We start from the raw sequence: 21,685 nt of genomic DNA on the forward strand, positions 1-21,685 counted from the left end.
ACTGGGTGGAACTCAGCTCCCTTCGTTTGCGCTTGTTGGAGGCTGTGCCCTGCTAGGCGTCCATCTGGCCGAAAAATTGTTCACAGACAGGCCAACACGCGACGGCTTTGCGACAATCGGTGAGCATGGGTTTCCTTGAGTGAACCGGCCCCCGCCGCCCGAGCGGCACCTCGGCGCGGCGGTCCTCAGTGATGCGGATCACGACAGGACTGCGACGGCTCGAACCATCGCCGGAGAGGTGTGCGACCACTTCTCTTCCCGCGCTGGCGCCCCTCCTCGGAGCGGACCGCGGGTCGGCTCTCTATGAACCGAAACCGCTTGAAATACGCTGCCGTGGTCCAGGACGGCCCCGTTTCCACCGTGACCAAGATCACACCAGGGCTTTTGAACCTGCCCTATGCTCGCAGCATCAAATAGCCATCAGGCGTCACAACGAGGATACGACAATGACCCGTTTCAATAACTCTTTTGCACTGAAGGCGGTGACCCTCTCGGCAATTCTGTCGATGACAGCCGGCTTGGCTATGGCCGGCGACGGCAATGTCTCTACCAACCAGATCCTGGATGCACTGAAGCCGAAGCCCGTGACCCGGGGTCTGTCCGCAGGTCCGCAGGTTGATCCGGCGGTCCAGGCCAAGGAATCGACGTTCCTGAACACCGTGCGCAACCGCTCGACGCGGTCGCTGTCGACGGGCGAGCGCGAGCAGATTGCCGAGCTCGCCGCGACCAAGCCGAAGATCGATCTGGAGATCCAGTTCGACTACAACTCGGCCGACATCGCCAAGACGTCGGTGCCGTCGGTACAGGCGCTCGGCAAGGCGCTGTCCGATCCCTCGTTGAAGGGCTCGACCTTCGTGGTCGCCGGCCACACCGATGCGGTCGGCACCGAGGCCTACAATCAGGGGCTCTCCGAGCGGCGGGCCGACACCATCAAGAAATACCTGGTGCTGAACTACGGTCTCACCGGCACCGATCTCGTCACCGTCGGCTACGGCAAGACCAAGCTGAAGGACGCCGCCAACGGCGCCGACCCGATCAACCGCCGCGTCCAGGTCGTGAACATGGACACCAAGACCGCGTCGAAGTGATTCCGAAATTGTCGCCCATCAAGACGCCGCCTGCCGTTCTCCCGGCGGGCGGCGATTTCATATCCAGCTTTGGAAGAGCATCAGCCGATTGAAGGTCTGCATCGATGTGCCGACGAAGGCCGCCGAGATCGGCAGCATGGCGGCAAAGCCGATCGCGACGACCCCGACATAGGCCCACAACAGCCAGCCCGGTAGACCGTCCCGCCGCAGCACGTAGACCAGCGCGAGCGACGCCACGGTCGCAGCCGGCAGATAGTAATAGATGAAGGCGAGCGTACGCGGCAGCAACGCCCAGGCGAGCCAGGACCCGAAATAGAAGACCGCGATCAGGAACGCATCCCGGCGACGCGCGACGACGAAATCGCGCAGCACGACGGCGAGCGCGAGCAGCGTCGGCCACAGCACCAGGGGGTTACCGAGAAAGACGATCGCGGAGACATTGTCGTCCACGGTCTTGTCGAACAGGAACCACACCGGGCGCGCGAGCAGCGGCCATGACGGCCAGGCGCTCATATAAGTGTGGCCGGCGATGGCAGTGGTGGTGTTGTCCGCGAAGATCCGGCGCTGCGCCTCGACCAGATCCGGCAGCGACACGCCGTAGAGTGGGACGAAGGCCGCAAGATATGTCATCGCGGGCAGGACAGTGAAGCAGAGCACGACGTGATGTAATCTGAAGTCGGGCCAGAGATCAGGCCGGTACCAATCCCCCGGCTTCGCGTCGGCAAACAGGGTGTGCCAGCCCTGCATCAGGCGGATCACCGCGACGATGACGATGCAGATTCCGAGCGGAAACAGGCCGCTCCATTTGCAGGCGGCGGCACAGCCGAACAGGCTGCCGGCAGCCGCGAATAATGCATGGGGACGATCCTTTCGAAAGCCATGCATGAAGGCGGCAATCGCGAGCAGGCCGAAGCCGAGTGCAAAAATGTCGAGCATCGCGACGCGCGCCTGCACGTACAGCATCTGGTTGCAGGCGGCGATCAGCGCGGCGGCGATCGCAGGCCCTTGCGCGGCGAACAGCGCGAGGCCGCACAGATAGATCGCGACGATCGCGAGCGCGCCGAACAATGTCGCGGGATAGCGCCAGCCCAGCGCGCTGTCGCCAAAGGCCGCGATCGATAGCGCGATCAGCTCTTTCGCCAAAGGTGGATGCATCGGATTGAGCATCGATTGCGACACCGCTGGTGCCAGCATCTGCCGCGCCGCCGGCACGTAGTGCACTTCGTCGAAGACGAACTTCTCCGGCGTCGTCAGGCCAATCAGCAGGGCAAGATGCGCGACCAGGAAAATCGCGACAGCAATCACTGCGCTCCGCGACACCTTCGGAACCGCAGGCAAGTCAAGTCGCGTTTGTGGGGATGTCTTGCGTGGCAATTTTGCGTCACCGCGGAGAATAATAGAGATCGCGGTTTTCATTGAACGCATTCTGCCGCAACTGTCACTAAGCATAACGCAGGTCTCGCGCTGCTTGTGATAATTCCGCCACATCGCAAGCGCGCGTGATCCGGTACGATCAGGGACACATCGATCGGTTGCGAAATGAATTTGCGTTTCTGGCTTTTCTCCACGCTGTTGTCGACCCTCTTGTGCGCGGCCCCTTGCGCCCAAGCCCAGACGCGCGTCGGTGAAGCCGTCTTGATCCAGAATGAAGTCGTTCGCGTGGCCGCGACCACGACGCCGATCAGCGTCGGCGACAGCATGCTGCGGGACGAGACCGTGCGCACCGGCGCCGGCAGCGCGGCTCGCTTCGTGATGGCCGACAGCACCAATCTGTCGCTCGGCCCGAGCGCGACGCTCAAGCTCGACCGCACCGTCTTCAACGACGAGCACAGCTATCGCGACGTCGCGATCCGCATGACGACGGGCGCATTCCGTTTCGTCACGGGACATTCCGAGAAGACCGCCTACAAGATCACGACCCCGCTCGCGACCATCGGCGTGCGCGGTACCACACTCGATATCCTGTCCCAGCGCGGCCGCTCGGTCGTCGTGCTGCAGGACGGTGCCGCCAGCGTCTGCACGACGAGCCAGCAATGCGTGCAGCTCACCCAGCCCGGCGACACCGCAATCATCACCTCGACCGGCGGCAAGATCTCCATCAGTAAGACCAATACGCCGCCCTGGACCTTTGCCGCGACCTGCGCCGCGAGCGCGGGACTGTGCGCGGTCAGCCAATATGCGGACGCGTCGCCGACCATCACGCCCGCCCAAGACGACGGCATGCTGTGCGGGCGCTAACGATGGAAGTATTCAACGTCAGGCGCTTCATGCTCGCGAGCGTGCTGACCGTCGTGGCTGCGTTTGCGTTGATCGCGGTCGAGGCCCGTCCGGCGGCAGCCGCCACGATTTGCGAGTCCGAGTGCGGAGGGCCGACGCCCACCCCGGCGCCGAGCTATTCACCCTCGCCGACGCCGACCTACAGCCCCTCGCCATCGCCGAGCCCTTATCCGTCCTCCACGCCGAGCCCGACGCCGACGCCGACACCGAGCCCAACGCCGACGCCGAGGCCGACCGGCGCGGATTCCAGCGGCGGCTCGATCGGCGGCCTCGCCAACCAGCGCTTCAACCAGATGATCACCAACCGGGTGCTCGGCACGGTGCTGCTCGGGGTCAACGAGCAGGTCAATTGCAGCGACTGCGTCAGCGCGTTCGGCTCCGCAGGCTCGTTTTCAGCGGGCATCCACGGCCGCAAGGAGCTGACCAACAATCTGTCGCTGCTCGCCGGCATCGCCTACACGCAGTACAGCGAGGGCGGCTACAACATCACAAGCGCTCCCATCGCCGCGTTCGCGCTGCGCTATGATTTCACCGACTGGGGCTCGTCGCGCCCGTTCTTCGACGTCGGCACGATCCTGACGCCGTGGGAGAAGGCGCGCTACACCCGCAGCTACAACACCAGCCTCGGCCCGGTGAACGTCACGAGTTCGACCAACGCCGCGAACTACGCCGTTTATGGCCGCGCCGGCTGGATGAGCCGCGTGTCGCCCCGCGACGAGGTCGCCGCCTCGATCGAGGTCTGGCAGCTCTGGCAGCGTGTCTCGGGCTATACCGACAGCGCAGTGGCGTTCAATCCGTTCGACGCCAGCATCGCGACCGGCACCGACCGCACCAGCCTGGTCAAGATCGGCGGCCAGTGGACGCATCTCTACGGCAGCAGTATCGAGGCCAACATCAATGGTGGCTGGATGCAGTCATTCGCCAGCCATAGCGGCATCGTCGCCACCGTGACCGGTGACGGCATGGTGGTGCCGACCATGGGTAACCAGGGCTGGTTCGAATATGGCGGCCGGCTCGGCTTCCGCGTGCAGAAGGGCTGGATCGTCGACCTGTTCGCCAACGGCACGCTCGGCCCGCAGCCGGTGGGTAACACCATCCATGGCGGCGTGGGGCTGCGGATCAATTATTAGCGGCGGGCCTTCGCTCAGATTCCGCTGTCATGCCCCGGCTCGACCGGGGCATCCAGTACGCCGCGGCCTATCGATTGACCAACGACCGTCTCGGCGTACTGGATCGCCCGGTCAAGCCGGGCGATGACAGTGAGGATGTGGCAAGGGGACGCCCTTCACGCCGCCAACTTGCCCTCGAACGCCCGCCGCAGCGCCTCCACGTCCAGTTTCACCATCTTCATCATGGCCTGCATCGCGCGTGCGGCAGCCGCCTTGTCTGGGCTCGAGAGGAATTCGAACATCACCTTCGGCACCACCTGCCAGGCCACGCCCCAGCGATCCCTGAGCCAGCCGCACTGCTCTTCCTTGCCGCCATGGGCCAGGAACGCACTCCAGACGCTGTCGACCTGGGCCTGATCGTCGCAATGGATCATCAGCGAGATCGCGTGGGTGTATTCCATTTTCATGCCGCCGTTGAGCGCGACCAAAGGCTGTCCCGCCACCGAGAATTCGACGACGAGCACGGAGCCTTCCTTGCCGGACGGGCCATCTGAAACGTTGCGCTGAACATGCGTGATCGCCGAATTCGGCACGAGCGAGACGTAGAACTTCGCGGCTTCCTCGGCATCGCCGTTGAACCACATGCAGGGAACGACCTTGGACATCTTGAATGCTCCTCTTCGGTTTCTTGCTGTTGTGGGGTTAGATCAGGCGTTCGCCATGTCGGACTGCGCCGCGAAGGCTGCCATGTCCATCCAGTTCACGCCCCACATGTGGCCGTCCGGATCCTCGAAGCTGCGGCCGTACATGAAGCTGTATTCGTCCTTCGGGCTGGGATCGGCCACCCCGCCTGCAGCCGCGGCCTTGCTGACGATATCGTCGACCTCGGTCCGGCTATCGGCGGACAGGCAGAACAGCGCCTGGTTTGAGGTCTTTGCATCCGAGATCGGCTTCGGCGTGAACTGCCGGAATTTCTCGTGGGTCGTCAGCATCGCGTAGATGGTCTCGGAAAAGACCATGCAGCTCGCTGTTTCGTCGCTGAATTGCGGGTTCCTGGTCGCACCGACCGCCTCGTAAAAGGCAGTGGCGCGCTTGAGGTCGGTCACGGGCAGATTGAGGAAAATCATCCTGGGCATCGGAGCTCCTTGGGCGGGGTTCTGCCCAAGGACGGACAGCCAAGCGGCGATCCGACACGGCTTCCGGATCTTTTTTGGAGCCCTGCCCGCGAGGTTCTGTCACACAGAACCCGCTGGCTTTCAGGCGATCCTCACTTCTTCTCGTTCGGATCGCGGTGAATGGGATCGACCCACAGGACGGTCTCTGGCTTCTCGACCGGCTCGATATCGAGGTTGATCGCCACCGCCTCGCCGTCGCTGCGCACCAGCACGCATTCCAGCACCTCGTCCGCGCTGGCGTTGATCTCCTGATGGGGCACGTAGGGCGGCACGAAAATGAAGTCACCGGGGCCGGCCTCTGCAGTGAATTGCAGGCTCTCGCCCCAGCGCATCCGCGCCTTGCCCTTCACCACATAGATCACGCTTTCGAGATGGCCGTGGTGATGCGCGCCGGTCTTGGCGTCGGGCTTGATGCTGACCGTGCCCGCCCACAATTTCTGCGCACCGACGCGCGCGAAATTGATCGCGGCCGCGCGGTCCATGCCCGCCGTCGACGGAACGTTGGTATCGAGCTGGTTGCCGGGAATGACGCGCACGCCGTCATGTTTCCAGCGATCGTGGTGATCGTGGTCATGGTGGGAATGCGAATGGTCATGGCCGGTCATGGGACTTGCTTTCTATTGGTTCGTGTGCGGCAAACTAACCCAAAGCCGCGACATCGAGCCATAACAAAATCGGAACCCTCATAACCGTCGAACGTTGTCTTGGCGAGCAAACCGCAGGAGAGTTTCATGGGTAGCACGACCGACAAGATCAAGGGCACCGCAAACGAGGCAATGGGCAAGGCCAAGCAGGGCGTCGGTGAAGCCACTGGATCCGAGCGCCTGAAGGGTGAAGGTGCAGTCCAGGAAGTGAAGGGCAAGGGCCAGCAGGCCATGGGCGACGCCAAGGACGCCGCGAAGGACGCGGTTGATCGCGCAGCCGCTGCGGCCAAGCGCGCGACGGAGTAACGGCGTCGCACTGAATGCGAAAAGACCGGCCGAGAGGCCGGTCTTTTTGTTTGCGGGCTTACTTCACCCCGAGCAATTCCACGTCGAACATCAGCGTCGCGTTCGGCGGGATCACGCCGCCTGCGCCCCGGGCGCCATAGCCGAGCTGCGGCGGAATGATCAGCGTGCGCTTGCCGCCGACCTTCATGGAGGCAACACCCTCGTCCCAGCCGGCGATGACGCGGCCCTTGCCGATCGGGAATTCGAACGGCTCGTTGCGGTCGACCGACGAGTCGAATTTCTTGCCCTTCTGGCCGTTCTCGTAGAGCCAGCCGGTGTAGTGCATCACGCAGATCTGGCCCGGCTTGGGCGAAGCTCCGGTGCCGGCGACGCTATCGGTAATCTGCAAACCTGAAGCTGTTGTCATGGTCTTCCCTGCGGTCTGGGCCGAGGCCGTGGTGGAAACGAAATCGGACACGCCGGCGATCACGGTGATCGCGAGTGCCGACATGATGGCGAGGAGCATGCGCTGTAAACGCTGCATAAGAGACCTTCCGTTTGAGGCGCAAGGTGTCTAGCGCAACGCTGACGCCGTTTCCACCCCTCACACCTCGATATTTTCGAGCCGCACGGGCAGCTTGCGGATGCGCTGGCCCGTGGCGTGATAGATCGCATTGCAGATCGCCGCATTGGTGCCGACATTGGCGAGCTCGCCAAGGCCTTTCACGCCGGCCGGGTTGATACGGTCGTCCTGCTCGGAGAGCAGGATCACTTCGACACCGGGCACGTCGGCATTCACGGGCACGAGATAGTCGGCGAGATTATCGTTGACGTAGCGTGCATTGCGCTCGTCGATCTCGGTGGCCTCCAGCAGCGCCGAGGACATGCCCCAGATCAGGCCGCCCATGAGCTGGCTGCGCGCCGTGCGCGGATTCATGATGCGGCCCGCCGCAAACGCTCCCACCAGCCGGGGGCAGCGGATTTCATGGGTAAAGCGGTTGACGCGGACCTCGACGAACTCAGCACCGAAGGCATAGGCGATCTTGTCTTTCATCTGATGGCCACCGACGAGCCGCGCGTGCCCGCTGTGCATGGCCGTGAAGGAATCCAGCGGCGCGCCTTCGGGCTTCCACTCGCCGTATTCCTCGACGATGCCGACGCCGAGCGCGTCGAAGGCCCTCTCGAGATCGAGTGGACGATCGCTCTGCGCCGCCTGCGTGCTCGGCGCCTGGCTGATGCCGACAGTCTCCTTGGCCTTGTCGGCGAGGCTTTCGCTCGGCATCACGGCCTTGAACAGCCTTTGGCGAATGCGGTCGCACACCATCATCACCGCCGAGCAGGTGCTGGCAGTCGAGTTCGAACCGCCGGCAACGGGCGCCGGCGGCAGATCGCTGTCACCCAGGAAGACCGCGACCTTCTCCAGGGGCACGCCGAGCCGCTCGGCCGCGGTCTGGGCGATGACGGTATACGCACCGGTGCCGATCTCGTGACCGGCGATCTCGACCCGGGTACGGCCGTCGCGCTGGAGGCGGACGCGCGCGGCAGAGGGCGCCATCTGCGTCGGATAGCAGGTAGCGGCACAGCCATAGCCGACCAGCCAGTCGCCGTCCGACATCGATTTCGGCTGCGGCGAGCGCTGCGACCAGCCGAACGCCTTCGCGGCCTCGTCGAAGCACGCCATCAATGACCGCGATGTATAGGGCTTGCCGCCGATCGGCTCGACGGTGGTGTCGTTGATGCGGCGGAGCTCGACGGGGTCCATGTTCAGCTTCACAGCGAGCTCGTCCATCGCGCTCTCCAGCGCGAAGAGATACGGCACCTCCGGCGGCGAGCGCATGAAGCCAGGCGTATTGCGGTCGGCGCGCACGATCGACACCAGACTTGCGACGTTCGGGCAGGCATAGAGCCGCGTCGTCGTCTTGGTGCCGCCGACGCAATAGGCATCCGGACGCGACGAAACCTCCGCGCCGTCGTGCCTCAAAGCCACCAGCTTGCCGTCCCGACCCGCACCAAGCCTGATCTCATGGCGCGTCTCGGCGCGATGGGTCGCGATGGTGAAACCCTGGTCGCGCGTCGGCACCAGCTTGATCGGCCGGTTCAGGCGTTTGGCGATGCCGGCGATGACGGCGGTCCGCGGCGTCATCGAGCCGCGCGAACCAAAGCCGCCGCCGACATAGGGATTGACGACACGGACCTTGTCGGCGTCGATACCGAGCTGCTCGGCGACGCCGTTCTTCAGGCCGTAGACGTACTGGCTGCCCTCGTAGACGACGAGCTCGTCGCCCATCCAGGCGCAGCTCGTCGTAAACAGCTCCATCGGATTGTGGTGCTGGGTCGGCGTTTCATAGGAGGCGGTGAGCTTGACCTCGGCCGCGTCGAACGCCTTGGCGAAATCGCCGACCTCCGGGTCTTCCTTGAACTGTGCGTTCTGCCCCTTTGCCGCTGCCGTGGTGGTCCCCGGCGAGTCGAAGCTCGCACTCGGCGCCGCGGCCGTGTAGCTGACCTTGACGCGATTGGCGGCCTCGCGCGCCGCCTCGTAACTCTCGGCGATGACGACGGCGATGATCTGGCCGTCATGGGCGATGTCGGCCGATTTCAGCGGCTGGATCGTGGTGCCGGCATAGCCGCCATTGCTGAACAGTTTCGATTCCTTCAGCTTCGGAGCGTTCTCGTGCGTGACGATGTCGATCACGCTGCGGACCCGCTTGGCATCGTCGAGATCGAAACTGTCGATGCGGCCCTTGGCGATGGCGCTGGTGACCAGGAACGCGTAAGCTGGATTGTCGAGCGGCATGTCGGACGCATATGTCGCCCGGCCCGTGACCTTTGCGGCCGCGTCATAGCGCGGCACCGGCTTGCCCATGTTCGCTTTCGGCTCGGGAGCTGCAGCGGTCATGATCAGATCTCCATCGTTACGGCCTGCTGGAGCGCGCGCGCCACCACGCGCTTGCCGAGCGCGATCTTGAAGCTGTTGTGCTGGCGGCCCCTGGCGTCCGCAAACGCGGCATCGGCCACACGCTGCGCCAGACCGTCGTCGAATTTCTGTCCCTTCAGCAGCGCCTCCGCCTCGCGCGCCCGCCACGGCACGGTGGCGACGCCGCCGAGCGCGACACGCGCGTCCCTGATCGTGCCATCCTGCACGTCGAGCGCGACCGCAGCCGACGACAGCGCGAACTCGTAGGACTGCCGGTCGCGCGCCTTGAGATACACCGAGCGCGGCCAGCGGCCGGGAACGGAGAACGCAGAGATCAGCTCACCGGGCCGAAGCGTGGTCTCGATGTCGGGCGTCCTGCCGGGTGCCTTGTGCAAATCCGCAAACGGCAGGTTGCGCGTTCCGGACCTGCCGGTAATCTCGACCATCGCATCGAGCGCGATCAGCGCCTGCGCAAAATCGCCGGGATAGGTCGCGATGCACTGATCGGACGTACCGAGCACCGCATGCATGCGATTGACGCCGTCCATGGCGGCACAGCCCGAACCAGGATTGCGCTTGTTGCAATTCTCACAGGAAACGTCGCGGAAATAGCTGCAACGCGTTCGCTGCATCACGTTACCGCCGAGCGTCGCCATGTTGCGCAGCTGGGCGCTGGCGGCGAGCTTCAGGGAATTCGCGATCACCGGATAGTGGCGCTGGATCTCGGCATGCGCGGCCACGTCGGACATCTTCGCGAGCGCGCCGAGCCGCAAGCCGTCACTGCCGGGCTCGATCGCCGACCAGCCCCGCGCCAGCGGATTGATATCGACGATCGCGGCGGGCCGCATCACGTCGAGCTTCATCAGATCGATCAGAGTGGTGCCGCCCGCGAGCGGCTGCGCTGTAGCCTTGGTCAGCGGATTGTTCGCAGCCGCGGCAGCGCTGAGCGCCTGCACGGCCATGTCGGGGTCTGTTGCCTTTTGATACGAAAACGGTCGCATGCGCTTAGCCTTTCATGATCTCGGGCGCGGCCTGCTTCACGGCGGCGACGATGTTGGGATAGGCGGCGCAGCGGCAGATGTTGCCGCTCATGTATTCGCGGATGTCGGCCTCGCTGCCCGCATGCCCCTCCTGGACGCAGGCCACGGCGGACATGATCTGGCCCGGCGTACAATAGCCGCATTGAAACGCATCGTTGTCGACGAAGGCCTGCTGCATCGGATGCAAATGATCGTCGGTGGCAAGGCCCTCGATCGTGGTGATCTCCTGCCCCTCGGCCGCGAGCGCGAGCGTCAGGCACGACACCACGCGCCGGTCGTCGATCAGTACCGTGCAGGCACCACATTGGCCGTGGTCGCAGCCCTTTTTGCTGCCGGTGAGCTTGAGATGCTCCCGCAGCGCGTCGAGCACCGTCGTGCGGGCGTCGATGCGCAGGCGCTTGTCCTTGCCGTTGACCCGCAGCGTGACATCGACAGGAAGCGCCGGATCCTGGGCGGCCGACACGCTCGCATCCTGCGCGGCCGCACGCGCCGTCATGGGGACCAGCGCGCTGCCGGCAACGCCGGCCATGAAGGCGCGCCGATCGAATCCGGACGGTCCGGAACCTGATTTTTCGGACATGGAGGGCCTCCGCCGCTTCGAGCAAGAGCAGCGCACGCCTGCACCGCTCATCGGCCCTTAACCTGAAGCAATGAGCTCCGTTCCGAACGAGAAAGGGCGACGCAGCAAATGCCGCGTCGCCCTTCGTCAACTTTTCCTGATCTCGCGCGGGGAACTCCGTGCGCGGTGGTCAGTATCCGAGCGCGCAACCGTCTTTGCGCGGATCGGAACCGCCGGTGAGCGTGCCCTTGTCCCAGTCGATCCAGATCGCCTGCGCGCCGCCGAGCGGACCGACGACGCTGGTGGTCTTGTGGCCGAGCTTCTTCAGGCCTTCGACAATGGCGGCCGGCACGCTGTCCTCGAGCTGGTACTGACCTTCATAATGCAGGCCGCGCGGCATATCGATCGCCTCCTGCACGTCGCAGCCATAATCGAGAATGTTGGTCACCACATGGGTCTGGCCAACCGGCTGATATTGTCCGCCCATCACCGCGAACGGCATCACGGAACGGCCGCCCTTGGTGAGCAGGCTTGGCATGATCGTGTGCAGTGGACGCTTGTCGCCGGCGATGCAATTCGGGTGGCCGGGCTGGATGCGGAAGCCGCCGGCGCGGTTCTGGAGCAAAATGCCGGTCTTGTTCGAGACGATCGCCGAGCCGAAGGAATGCGCAACCGAGTTGATGAAGGAGCAGACGTTGCGGTCCTTGTCCACGACGGTGATGTAGATGGTCGACGGGTTCATCGGCGGCGCGACGTTCGGCAGGTCGAGCATGCCGTCCATGCGGATCTTGTCGATGTGCTCGTTGCAGTATTCCTTGGCGAGGATCCTGGCGACCTCGATCTGCATATGCTCGGGATCGGCGACATGCAGCTCGCGATGCATGTAGGCGATGCGCGCGGCCTCGGCTTCGAGGTGGAAGCGCTCGATGCTGAGCGGCGCGTATTTCGTCAGGTCGAAACGCGACAGGATGTTCAGCATCAGCAGCATGGTGAGGCCGGGTCCGTTCGGCGGGCACTGCCAGACGTCATAGCCCTTGTACATGGTGCCGATCGGCGTCGTCGTCTCAGTGGTGTGCGCGGCGAAATCGTCGATCGTGTGCAGGCCGCCGATCCCGCGCAGGGTCTCCACCATGTCTTCCGCGATCGGGCCCTTGTAGAAGGCGTCGCGGCCGTCCTTGGCGATCGCCCGCAGCGTCTTGCCGAGCTCGGCCTGGCGGATGACGTCGCCGGCCACCGGCGGCTTGCCGTGCGGCAGCAGATACCGCTCCGTGTTGGTGCCGGCCTTCAGCTTCTCGAACTGGTTCTTCCAGTCGAAGGCGATGCGGGGGGCGACGACGTAGCCTTCCTCGGCCGCCTTGATCGCGGGCTGAAGCAGCCGGTCGAAGCCGAACTTGCCGTGATCGCGCAAGACGGTTGCAAAGGCGTCGATCACGCCGGGGATCGAGACCGAATGCGCCGAGGTCAGCGGCACGGAGTTGATCTTGCGCTCGAGATACCAATCGGCGTTCGCCGCCTTCGGGGCGCGGCCGGAGCCGTTATAGGCGATGATCTTGCCCTCGCCGCGCGGCTGGATCAGCGCAAAGCAGTCGCCGCCGATGCCGGTCGATTGCGGCTCGATCACGCCGAGAATGGCCGAACCCGCGACGGCCGCGTCCACCGCCGTGCCGCCCTCGCGCAGCACCTCGATCGCGGCAAGCGACGCCTGCGGATGCGAGGTCGCCACCATCGCGTTGGTGGCGTGGACCGTGGACCTGCCGGGGAAATGGAAGTTTCTCATCGAATTCTGCTCTCATTGGGCGTCTGGTGCGGATGGCGCGCCATCTCGGAAAAACCGGGCCTACATGACACATTCCGGCCGGCCGGGGCAATGCTGGCATGCCAGGGAAATGGCTGCCATCCGCCGGGAATAGAGCTGCTCGATGCGGGTTTTCCGGGCGAGCCCCGCCTGCTAAACGGGCGCCATGATTTACAAGGTCGCCGCCTTCTACCAATTCGCCGCCCTGCCCGATTACCGCGAGCTGCGCGAGCCGCTGCGCGCGTTCTGCGCCGGCCTGGAGCTGAAGGGCAGCGTGCTGCTCGCGCAGGAGGGCATCAACGGCACGGTCGCGGGCGCGGGCGAGGCGATCGACGCGCTTACCCAAGAGCTCGCTCACGGCGACATGTTCGGCGGCAGGTTGAACAATCTCGAATTGAAGTTCTCGACCGCCGAGACGATGCCATTCGGCCGGCTCAAGGTGCGGTTGAAGAAGGAGATCGTCACGCTCGGCGACGAAAGCGCCGACCCGACGCGGCAGGTCGGCACCTATGTCGATGCGGCCGAATGGAACGCGCTCATCGAAGCGCCGGATACGCTGGTGCTCGACACCAGGAACGCCTTCGAGGTGGCGATGGGGACGTTCGAGGGCGCGCTCGACCCCGGCATCAGGAGCTTTGGCCAGTTCAAAGATTTTGCGGCCGAGCAGCTCGATCCCGCCAGACACCGCAGAATCGCGATGTTCTGCACCGGCGGCATCCGCTGCGAGAAGGCGAGCGCACACCTGCTCGCGCGCGGCTTTGCCGAGGTCTATCACCTCAAGGGCGGCGTTCTCAAATATCTGGAAGAGGTGCCGGAGGCTCAGAGTCGCTGGCGCGGCGAATGCTTCGTGTTCGATGAGCGTGTCGCGCTCGGCCACGGTTTGCAACAACTTGGTTTGCAAGAATTTGGATTGCGCGAACGGGACAAGGACGCGGCACGTGACGAATGAGATCAAGACGCTCGGCGAGCGCATCGACACGCTGGAGACCCGCCTCGCCTATCAGGACGACGCGATTGAGACGCTGAACCAGACCATCACCGCGCAGTGGAAGCAGATCGACGCGCTGACGCGGAGAATCGCAGAGCTCGGCGAGCGGCTGCAGGAGGCCGAGGCGAATGCGCCGGGAGCCGCCAATGAGCGTCCGCCGCATTATTGAGCGGGCTTACTGACCGGACGCCTTGAGAAGAAGGTTACTCACCTCGCCCGACATCATCAGCCGGTTGCGCCCGGCCTCCTTGGCGGCATAGAGCGCCTGGTCGGCGGCCTCGACCAGCGAGGTGACGCCGGCCGTGCGCTCCAGCGCCGGCCGGCACGCAGCACCGCCGAGCGAAGCGGTGACGCAGCCAGCCACATGGTTGCTGGTGTGGACCAGGCCCGCATCACGGATTGCCCGTCGAATCCGGTCGCCGATCAGGGCGCAGCCCGCAGCGTCGGTGTTCGGCAACAACATGGCGAACTCCTCGCCGCCGTAACGCGCCGCAAGATCGCCGGAACGCTGCGCCTCAGCAGCGATGATCTGGGCCACCTGCCGGAGGCAGGCATCGCCCGCGGGATGGCCGTAGTCGTCGTTGTAAGACTTGAAGTGGTCGACGTCGATCATCAGCAAAGAGAGGCTGGAGCGCTCGCGATAGGCACGCGCCCACTCCTCCTTCAATCGTTCATCGAAGCGGCGGCGATTGGCAAGCCCGGTGAGGCTGTCTTCGATCGCGAGCGTTTCGAGCCGGGTCTCGAGCTTCTTCTGCTCGGTGATGTCGCGCGAGATCGCGACCACGCCGTCGACGCGGCCATTCTCCTTGCGGGTCACCCGCATGGTCGATTCGAGCCAGACTTCCGAGTTCTGCCGGTGCACATTGCGATAGGTGACCCGCGCCTCCTCCGCATCGCCGCGCTTCATGGCGTCGACGAGGGCCTGGACCTGCGGCCGGTCGTCCGGGTGAATGCCGGCCAGCGCGAGGGTACCGATCAGTTGATTGGCGCGCCAGCCAACGACGCCAATCGATGACGGCGAGACATAGCGCAGCCGCTCGTCGAGCCCGATACGGGTCACCATGTCACTGGAGCCTTCGGCAAGCAGCCGGAAATGCGCTTCCTTCTCGACCAGCGCGGCCGCCATACTCTGGCCCCGTTGCAGCTGCCGCACCAGCACCGCACCGATGATCGCGATCAGCATGACCAGCGCGAGCACGTAGAGCATGCGGGAGATCGCCGCAGCACGCCAGGGCGCCAGCAATTCGGCCTTGTCGACGGTGGCGAGCAGGACCAGCGGATAACGGCCGGAGCGCTTGAAGAAGCTGACCCGGTCGGCACCGTCGAGCGGCGACTTGAAATGGTAGGCGCCGCCCGGCCGCTGCAAGGCGGTATCGCGGAACAGCGGCGTATCGGCAACGCTGCGACCGACGAACCTGTCGTTGCTGGGGTTACGCGCGATGATCAGGCCGTCGCCGTGCGTCAGCGCCACCGAGCTGTTGCGGCCGATCTCGAACTGTTCGTAGAAATGCGAGAGATATCCCGAGCTGATGGTCGCGAGCACCACGCCGCCGAAGCTGCCGTCCAGCTTGTTGAAACGGCGCGACAGGGTGACGACCCACTCGCCGTCGAGCAGGCTCTTCACGGGGCGGCCGACATGGGGTTCCCGTTTCGGCGAGAGCTGGTGATAGCGGAAGAACGCGTCGTCATTGAGCGTCGAGCCGATCGTGCCAGGCGAGGTCAACCAGTTGCCGCGCTCGTCGATGATGGCGAGGCTATGGATGCGCTCTATCGCCTTCTTTCGCGCCTCCAGCAGGTTTCGGAGCTTGGCGATCGTGGCCGGCTCACTGCCGTCCATCTCCAGCCGGCTGACGACGCCGACGACGCCTGAATCCAGGAGATCGAGGCTGTCCTCGGCATGTTGCGTCAGCGAGCGCGCAACGTTCGCCATTTCTGCCTCGGCGCCCTTGAGCACCGCGTCGCGGGCCGCCCATTCCCGCCAGCCGCTGACGCCGAGGATGGCCACGCAGGTCAGCGCGACGAACGCAGCCGCCCGCAGCGGCAGGCGGCTCCATCCGGCTCTTTGGGTCACAGCACTCATGCAGCAGAATTCTCCGATGACCGGAAACTCTGCTGCTTCTGTTATTGAACTCTGAAACACCGGGAGAAATATGCAGTGATGTCCCCGGCTTTCCGTAGTCGTACGGACGCCGGAATCAGCGCATCGCTAACAAGGCATTAGCAAACCTATCGGAATCCGGCGCTCTCCGCCTTAGCTGAAGATCGCCTTAACCTTGTCCCAGAGCGAGGGATTGTCGGCCTCCGCATCGGCCTTCGAGGGCGTCGGCTGGGCGGCGCTCACGGGGTCGGACGCCGGGAAGGTATCTTTCAGACCGGCGTCGAGCTTGGCGTGGCGGTCGGCGGCGAGCGCTTCGTGCAGATCGTCGGCGTGCTTGTCATGCGGCGCGGGGTTGAATGTCTCAGCCATGGTCTCGTCCTCCGTTGGCTGGTCAACGCGGCCCAATTGCGCTTGGTTCCCCTGTTCCGCTTCGGGCCGTGGCGGTGTATCAGGAGCCCTAACCATCTTCAGGACCGTTCGTGCCCCAGTCTGCGACCAAACCATTCATCGACGTCCTCTCCGGCCCGCGGCAGGTCGTTCCGCCGATCTGGATGATGCGGCAGGCCGGCCGTTACTTGCCCGAATATCGCGAGGTGCGCGCCAAGGCCGGCGGCTTTCTCGATCTCTGCTTCAACCCGGAGCTTGCCGCCGAGGTGACGCTGCAACCGATCCGGAGGTTCGGCTTCGATGCGGCGATCATCTTCTCCGACATCCTGGTGATCCCCTATGCGCTCGGACGTTCCGTGCGCTTCGAGGTCGGCGAGGGTCCGCGGCTCGAACCGCTGGATGATCCCGCCAAGGTCGCAACACTGGCGAAGCACGCCGATTTCGGCAAGCTCGCGCCGGTGTTCGAGGCCCTCAAGATCGTGCGCAGCGCGCTCGATCCCAAGATCGCGCTGATCGGCTTCTGCGGCGCTCCGTGGACGGTGGCGACCTACATGGTCGCCGGCCAGGGTACGCCCGACCAGGCCCCGGCGCGGATGATGGCCTACCGGCATCCGGAGGCGTTCGCAGCTATCATCGACGTGCTGGTCGAGAACTCGATCGAATATCTGCTGGCGCAGCTTGCGGCCGGCGCCAACGCCTTGCAGATCTTCGACACCTGGGCCGGCGTGCTGCCACCCTCCGAGTTCGCGCGCTGGTCGGTCGAGCCGACCCGGCGCATCGTCGAAGGCGTGCGCGCCAAGGTGCCGGACGCCAAGATCATCGGCTTTCCGCGCGGTGCCGGTGCGCAACTGCCCGGGTTCGTCGAGGCGACCGGCGTCAACGCCGTCAGCATCGACTGGACCGCGGAGCCGGCCTTCATCCGCGAGCGCGTGCAGAGCAAGGTTGCGGTTCAGGGCAATCTCGATCCACTGGTGCTGATCACAGGCGGCGCCGCGCTCGACCGCGCGGTCGACGACACGCTGGCGAATTTCGCGCAAGGGCGGTTCATCTTCAATCTCGGCCACGGCATCCAGCCGGAGACGCCGATCGCCCATGTCGAGCAGATGCTGAAGCGGGTTCGGGGCTGATTTATTTTGCGCCTGGGGAGCGGAAAAACAAAAAAACGCGAAAACAACCCCATGCACAGTAGAGAGGCCACGCCCGATCAATGACTTAGGGCGGACTGAAATCAGGTGCGCCGTCATCGCATCAGAGCGCGCCAACATTTGACCCGTCGGGCAAAACAGGCGCATGATGCCGTCATCCACCGATGCCCGCCTCGCGGCCGACTTAGCGCGGCCGGCTGCGCTCGATGATCTCCGCGGCGCCCTTGGCCAGCAGATCCAGTCCCACCGCACGGCCGAGTTCGCGTGGGCGATTGGCGGGGCCCGAACGCAAGGCTTCGATGATGGTGTTGCCGGAGAGATCGAGCACGGACGCGGTGAGCGACATCTGATCACCCGCAATGGTCGAAAAGCCCGCCACCGGCGAATTGCAATGGCCGTTCAGCACCCACAGCACCTCGCGCTCTGCATCGGCGCAGGCGTGGGCAGCGGGATCGTCGATCGATGCGAGGATGCGACGCGTCTGCCAGTCCTGCGCGGCGCATTCGACGGCGACGATGCCCTGCCCCGCTGCCGGCAGCATCTCGGCTGCGGTAAACTCGTAGGCGATGCGCTGTGAAAGGCCGACGCGGTCGAGGCCGGACCGCGCCATGATGAGCGCATCCGCAGGCCCCACCGCGCCGCCATCCGGCAGGCGCTGCTTCTCGCCATTGTCGAGTTTTCGCACGCGCGTGTCCGCGGCGCCGCGGAAGTGGATGATCTCCACGTCCGGAAACAACCGCCGCGCATAGGCGGCGCGGCGGACGGCGTTGGTGCCGATCTTGAAACCCTTGCCACGAGATTGGCGCAACGCCTCCAGCGTCACGCCGTCACGCAGCACCAGCGCGTCGTTGGGAGGATCGCGCGAGAGCGTGGCGCCGATCACGAGGCCGGGCGTGTCTTCGTTGCCGGGCATGTCCTTCAGCGAATGCATCGCCGCCTGGAGTTCGCCCGACAGCACCGCGGCGCGGATCTGCGCCACGAAGGCACCGCCCTTGCCGCCATGGGGCAACAGCTTGCTGGTCTGGTCGAGATCGCCCGTGGTGTCGAACTTGACGATCTCGACGTCGAGATCGGGCATGACGGCGGTCAGGCGGCGCGCGATCTCTTCCGTCTGTGCCAGCGCCATCGCGCTCTTGCGTGTGCCGATCTTGAATCGCGTAGCCAAGCCCAAATCCTCTCAAGACGCGAGTTTACCGCGCATCCTCCAATATCATGTCGGACGCCTTTTCGGCGATCATGATGATCGGCGCGTTGGTGTTCCCCGACACGAGATCGGGCATGATCGAGCCGTCGACGATTCGGAGGCCTTCGAGGCCCCTCACCTTCAGCCGCTGATCGACCACCGCGAGCGCATCACTCCCCATACGACAGGTCGAGGTCGGATGGTAGATGGTGCTGCCCCGCTCACGGCAATAGTCCAGCAGCTCGGCATCCGTGGACACCTTCGCTCCGGGATCGTACTCGTCGACCACGAACGGCTTCAGCGCCGGTGCATGCAATATCTTGCGCAGGACCTTCAGGCCTTCCACGTTGGTGGTGCGGTCGGTCTCGGTCGACATGTAGTTGATGCGGATCTCCGGCGGCACTGTCGGGTCAGCGCTCTTGATGCGCAAGGACCCGCGGCTTTCGGGACGGAGCTGGCACACCGACGCCGTGAAGCCGGAGAAAGCATGAAGCTTCTCGCCCATCTTGTCGGTCGAGAACGGCAGGAAATGGACCTGGATGTCCGGTGAGGCCAGCCGCGGACTGGTCTTGAAGAACGCGCCCGCCGTGCCGGCCGCGATCGTCAGCCAGCCTTTGCGGAACAGCGCATAGCGCGCGCCAGCCATGGTGCGGCGGAGCGGATGATTGACGGTGTCGTTCAGCGTGATCTTCTGCGAGCAGCGCATCACGATGCGGACCTGCATGTGATCCTGGAGATCGTGCCCGACGCCCGGCGCGTCCAGCACGACGTCGATGCCGTGCTTGCGCAGGAGGTCGGCGGGTCCGACGCCGGAGAGCTGGAGCAGCTGCGGCGAGTTGTAGGCGCCGCTCGACAGCACGACCTCCTTGCGCGCACGGGCGCGGCGCAATGTGGCGCCCTGACGGTATTCAACGCCGATCGCGCGGCGGCCCTCGAACAGCACGCGCTGGCCAAGCGCGCCAGTTTCGATCTTGAGATTGCGACGGGCCTTGGCGGGCCCGAGATAGGCCACCGCCGTCGAGGCGCGGCGGCCGTTGCGCGTCGTGGTCTGGAACAGGCCGACGCCTTCCTGGGTCGCGCCGTTGAAATCAGGATTGTAGGGCAGACCGGTCTCGACCGCAGCATCGATGAAGGCCTTCGACAGCGGGTCGGTCACCACCATGTTGGATACCGGCAGCGGGCCGCCGCTGCCGTGGTATTGATCGGCGCCGCGCGACTGGTTCTCGGCCTTCTTGAAATAGGGCAGCACGTCGTCATAGCCCCAGCCGGCGTTGCCGCGCTGACGCCATCTGTCGTAATCCTCGTGCTGACCGCGGACATAGAGCAGGCCGTTGATCGAGCTTGATCCGCCCAGCGTCTTGCCGCGCGGCTGGAACACCTGACGGCCCTTCAGCTCAGGCTCCGGTTCGGTCTGGTACATCCAGTTGACGGTCTTTTCCTTGAACAGCTTGCCGTAGCCGAGCGGCACATGGATCCAGATATTGGAATCCTTCGGGCCTGCCTCGAGCAGCAGCACGCTGTGCTTGCCGTTCGCCGACAGCCGGTTGGCGAGCACGCAGCCGGCGGAGCCGGCACCCACGATGACGTAGTCGAACTCGGGGTCGGAGGGCGTCACGGAGAAAGTTGCTTTCATGCGCTACTGTTCTTTTTGTTGGTGGGGGCGTTTCCAATCATCACTTAGCACGATCATGCAGCCACGCGCAGCGCCTCGACCAGCGACCTGAACGCACGGGCATATTCCGCACCCGCCCTTGCGATATCGGCGCGTCCGGCGCAGGCGACCGCGGCCTCCGTCACCGCCCCGAGCAGCAGCCGGGCCAGCGGCTCGACCGGCTGCCGCGCGATCAGGCCGGCCTCCATCGCCGCCGCGATCGCGCGCGGCAGCTTGCCCCCGAAATGTTTGGCGTCGATCTCGCGCCAGCGCTCCCAGCCGAGCACCGCCGGGCCGTCGCGCAGAATGATCTGGCCAGTCGGGCCCTTGGCGGTTGCGGCGAAATAATGCTGGGTGCCGGCGACCATCGCGGCAAGCACGTCCTTCTCGGCACGGGCCGTGCTGTCGATCTCCGCGACGAGGTCGCGCGAGACTTGGTCGAACACCGCTTCGAACACCGTCTCCTTGGTCTTGAAGTGATGGTAGACCGCGCCCTTGGCGACGTGGGCGGCTTCGGCGATCTCGTCCATCGTCGTCGCGACAAAGCCTTGCGTCCCGAACAGGCGGCGCGCCGCCGTCAGGATCGCCTCCGATGTCGCAGCCCGCCGCTCCGCCTGTTTCGCCATGGGTCTGCTGTAGTCGAAATGGACGAGGACAGCCAGTTGACTTTTCGACCGTCGGTCGGTATTTACCGACCAACAGTCGGTTTTATTCGTGAGGTGCACCATGCCGAGCCGTGATGTCGTCGAAGCTTTTGCCAAACGATTGGAGGACGGGGATTTCGTCGGGGCGATCCTCGACTACTACACCCCGGACGCCGCCACCTATGAAAACCAGGGCGATCCCGTGGTCGGACGCGACAAGCTCGCCGCCAAGGAGCGCGGCGTGCTGGCAGCCTTCAAGGAGGTCAAGGCGGTGCGCATTGGGCCGAGCCTGATCGAAGGGGATCATGTCGCGACGCGCTGGAGATTCAGCTTCACCAATGCCGAAGGCATCATCCGAACGTTGGATGAGATCGCATGGCAGACCTGGCGGGGCGATCAGTTGATCGAAGAGCGGTTCTATTACGATCCGAAGCAGTTGGGGCGGTGATGCCTGAAGCACAACTGTCATCGCCCGGCTTGACCGGGCGATCCAGTACTCCGAGACAGGCGTGATTGATCCGATAGGCCGCGGCGTACTGGATGCCCCGCCCCAGTGCGCAAGTGCGCACAAGGCGAGGCATGACAGCGGAATTGGTAGCGAACATAGCCTCCCGTCACAGCCGTAACGCGAGGCGCCGCATTTGTATCGATTTGTTATCGATACAATATCGCGAACACGCAGAAGTGGTCAGAGCAATCGTCG

At 64.7% G+C, this 21,685-nt stretch carries 22 protein-coding genes; 8 read left to right on the plus strand and 14 right to left on the minus strand.

The annotated features are described in order from the left end of the window. Positions 1-446 precede the first annotated feature (446 nt). Positions 447-1,088, plus strand: coding sequence for an OmpA family protein (locus tag RX329_RS34205; RefSeq protein ID WP_018455001.1), 642 nt, complete (start codon positions 447-449; stop codon positions 1,086-1,088). A 57-nt stretch (positions 1,089-1,145) separates the two neighbouring features. Here RX329_RS34205 and RX329_RS34210 read toward each other — a convergent pair whose 3' ends face one another. Then, entirely contained in the window at positions 1,146-2,576 is a 1,431-nt protein-coding gene (locus RX329_RS34210) for a phospholipid carrier-dependent glycosyltransferase (RefSeq protein ID WP_085352672.1), read from the minus strand. A gap of 51 nt (positions 2,577-2,627) precedes the next feature. On the opposite strand from RX329_RS34210, the gene RX329_RS34215 reads away from it, so the two are divergent. Continuing rightward, complete coding sequence (locus RX329_RS34215; RefSeq protein WP_317244930.1) at positions 2,628-3,326, plus strand: FecR family protein; 699 nt, start codon at positions 2,628-2,630, stop codon at positions 3,324-3,326. 2 nt (positions 3,327-3,328) lie between these two features. Continuing rightward, a complete protein-coding gene (locus RX329_RS34220; protein ID WP_317244931.1) occupies positions 3,329-4,495 on the plus strand; it encodes a hypothetical protein in 1,167 nt (388 codons plus the stop codon). Between the two features lie 155 nt (positions 4,496-4,650). On the opposite strand, the gene RX329_RS34225 is transcribed toward RX329_RS34220, so the two are convergent. From RX329_RS34225 to RX329_RS34235, 3 genes are all read right to left on the minus strand, one after another. Next, a complete protein-coding gene (locus RX329_RS34225; RefSeq protein WP_317244932.1) occupies positions 4,651-5,139 on the minus strand; it encodes a VOC family protein in 489 nt (162 codons plus the stop codon). 42 nt (positions 5,140-5,181) lie between these two features. Next, the gene (locus RX329_RS34230) at positions 5,182-5,610 is read right to left on the minus strand and encodes a VOC family protein (protein WP_026232857.1); all 429 of its coding nucleotides are present in this window, start codon (positions 5,608-5,610) and stop codon (positions 5,182-5,184) included. Between the two features lie 131 nt (positions 5,611-5,741). Beyond that, positions 5,742-6,254, minus strand: a complete 513-nt coding sequence (locus tag RX329_RS34235) for a cupin domain-containing protein (RefSeq protein WP_085349946.1) — start codon at positions 6,252-6,254, stop codon at positions 5,742-5,744. Positions 6,255-6,380: 126 nt separating this feature from the next. On the opposite strand from RX329_RS34235, the gene RX329_RS34240 reads away from it, so the two are divergent. Next, on the plus strand, positions 6,381-6,599 hold the full coding sequence (locus RX329_RS34240) for a CsbD family protein (RefSeq protein WP_007606928.1): 219 nt from the start codon (positions 6,381-6,383) through the stop codon (positions 6,597-6,599). Between the two features lie 58 nt (positions 6,600-6,657). Here the strand turns inward: RX329_RS34240 and RX329_RS34245 are convergent, their stop codons facing one another. From RX329_RS34245 to ggt, 5 genes are all read right to left on the minus strand, one after another. Continuing rightward, positions 6,658-7,122, minus strand: coding sequence for an FKBP-type peptidyl-prolyl cis-trans isomerase (locus RX329_RS34245; protein WP_026232858.1), 465 nt, complete (start codon positions 7,120-7,122; stop codon positions 6,658-6,660). Between the two features lie 60 nt (positions 7,123-7,182). Then, positions 7,183-9,474 carry a xanthine dehydrogenase family protein molybdopterin-binding subunit gene (locus tag RX329_RS34250; RefSeq protein ID WP_247299606.1) on the minus strand — a complete coding sequence of 764 codons (2,292 nt, stop codon included), beginning with the start codon at positions 9,472-9,474 and terminating at the stop codon, positions 7,183-7,185. 2 nt (positions 9,475-9,476) lie between these two features. Further along, positions 9,477-10,493: a xanthine dehydrogenase family protein subunit M gene (locus tag RX329_RS34255; protein ID WP_317244933.1), complete on the minus strand. Its 1,017-nt coding sequence runs from the start codon at positions 10,491-10,493 to the stop codon at positions 9,477-9,479. A 4-nt stretch (positions 10,494-10,497) separates the two neighbouring features. After that, the gene (locus tag RX329_RS34260) at positions 10,498-11,112 is read right to left on the minus strand and encodes a (2Fe-2S)-binding protein (protein WP_247299610.1); all 615 of its coding nucleotides are present in this window, start codon (positions 11,110-11,112) and stop codon (positions 10,498-10,500) included. Between the two features lie 169 nt (positions 11,113-11,281). Next, a complete protein-coding gene (gene ggt, locus RX329_RS34265) occupies positions 11,282-12,868 on the minus strand; it encodes a gamma-glutamyltransferase (RefSeq protein WP_247299611.1) in 1,587 nt (528 codons plus the stop codon). 184 nt (positions 12,869-13,052) lie between these two features. On the opposite strand from ggt, the gene RX329_RS34270 reads away from it, so the two are divergent. Both RX329_RS34270 and RX329_RS34275 read left to right on the plus strand, forming a co-directional pair. After that, a complete protein-coding gene (locus tag RX329_RS34270; RefSeq protein WP_317244934.1) occupies positions 13,053-13,835 on the plus strand; it encodes a rhodanese-related sulfurtransferase in 783 nt (260 codons plus the stop codon). Further along, positions 13,825-14,043, plus strand: coding sequence for a SlyX family protein (locus RX329_RS34275; RefSeq protein ID WP_007606917.1), 219 nt, complete (start codon positions 13,825-13,827; stop codon positions 14,041-14,043). The genes RX329_RS34270 and RX329_RS34275 overlap by 11 nt, the downstream gene beginning before the upstream one ends. A gap of 6 nt (positions 14,044-14,049) precedes the next feature. Here RX329_RS34275 and RX329_RS34280 read toward each other — a convergent pair whose 3' ends face one another. Next, on the minus strand, positions 14,050-15,954 hold the full coding sequence (locus tag RX329_RS34280; RefSeq protein WP_018455016.1) for a diguanylate cyclase: 1,905 nt from the start codon (positions 15,952-15,954) through the stop codon (positions 14,050-14,052). Positions 15,955-16,125: 171 nt separating this feature from the next. Then, entirely contained in the window at positions 16,126-16,341 is a 216-nt protein-coding gene (locus tag RX329_RS34285; RefSeq protein WP_007595236.1) for a hypothetical protein, read from the minus strand. A gap of 110 nt (positions 16,342-16,451) precedes the next feature. On the opposite strand from RX329_RS34285, the gene hemE reads away from it, so the two are divergent. Then, complete coding sequence (gene hemE / locus RX329_RS34290) at positions 16,452-17,486, plus strand: uroporphyrinogen decarboxylase (protein ID WP_247338853.1); 1,035 nt, start codon at positions 16,452-16,454, stop codon at positions 17,484-17,486. A gap of 202 nt (positions 17,487-17,688) precedes the next feature. Here hemE and hemC read toward each other — a convergent pair whose 3' ends face one another. The 3 genes from hemC to RX329_RS34305 are packed head-to-tail and all read right to left on the minus strand — an operon-like array spanning position 17,689 to position 20,964. Continuing rightward, positions 17,689-18,669, minus strand: a complete 981-nt coding sequence (gene hemC, locus RX329_RS34295; protein ID WP_247299617.1) for a hydroxymethylbilane synthase — start codon at positions 18,667-18,669, stop codon at positions 17,689-17,691. Between the two features lie 25 nt (positions 18,670-18,694). Next, the gene (locus RX329_RS34300; RefSeq protein ID WP_317244935.1) at positions 18,695-20,320 is read right to left on the minus strand and encodes a choline dehydrogenase; all 1,626 of its coding nucleotides are present in this window, start codon (positions 20,318-20,320) and stop codon (positions 18,695-18,697) included. Positions 20,321-20,373: 53 nt separating this feature from the next. After that, complete coding sequence (locus RX329_RS34305; RefSeq protein ID WP_085384920.1) at positions 20,374-20,964, minus strand: TetR/AcrR family transcriptional regulator; 591 nt, start codon at positions 20,962-20,964, stop codon at positions 20,374-20,376. 100 nt (positions 20,965-21,064) lie between these two features. Between RX329_RS34305 and RX329_RS34310 the strand changes: the two genes are divergently transcribed. Next, entirely contained in the window at positions 21,065-21,430 is a 366-nt protein-coding gene (locus RX329_RS34310; protein ID WP_018455021.1) for a nuclear transport factor 2 family protein, read from the plus strand. Positions 21,431-21,685: the final 255 nt, after the last annotated feature.

This window comes from Bradyrhizobium sp. BWC-3-1, from assembly GCF_032917965.1.
In the GTDB taxonomy this organism is placed as follows: domain Bacteria; phylum Pseudomonadota; class Alphaproteobacteria; order Rhizobiales; family Xanthobacteraceae; genus Bradyrhizobium; species Bradyrhizobium canariense_D.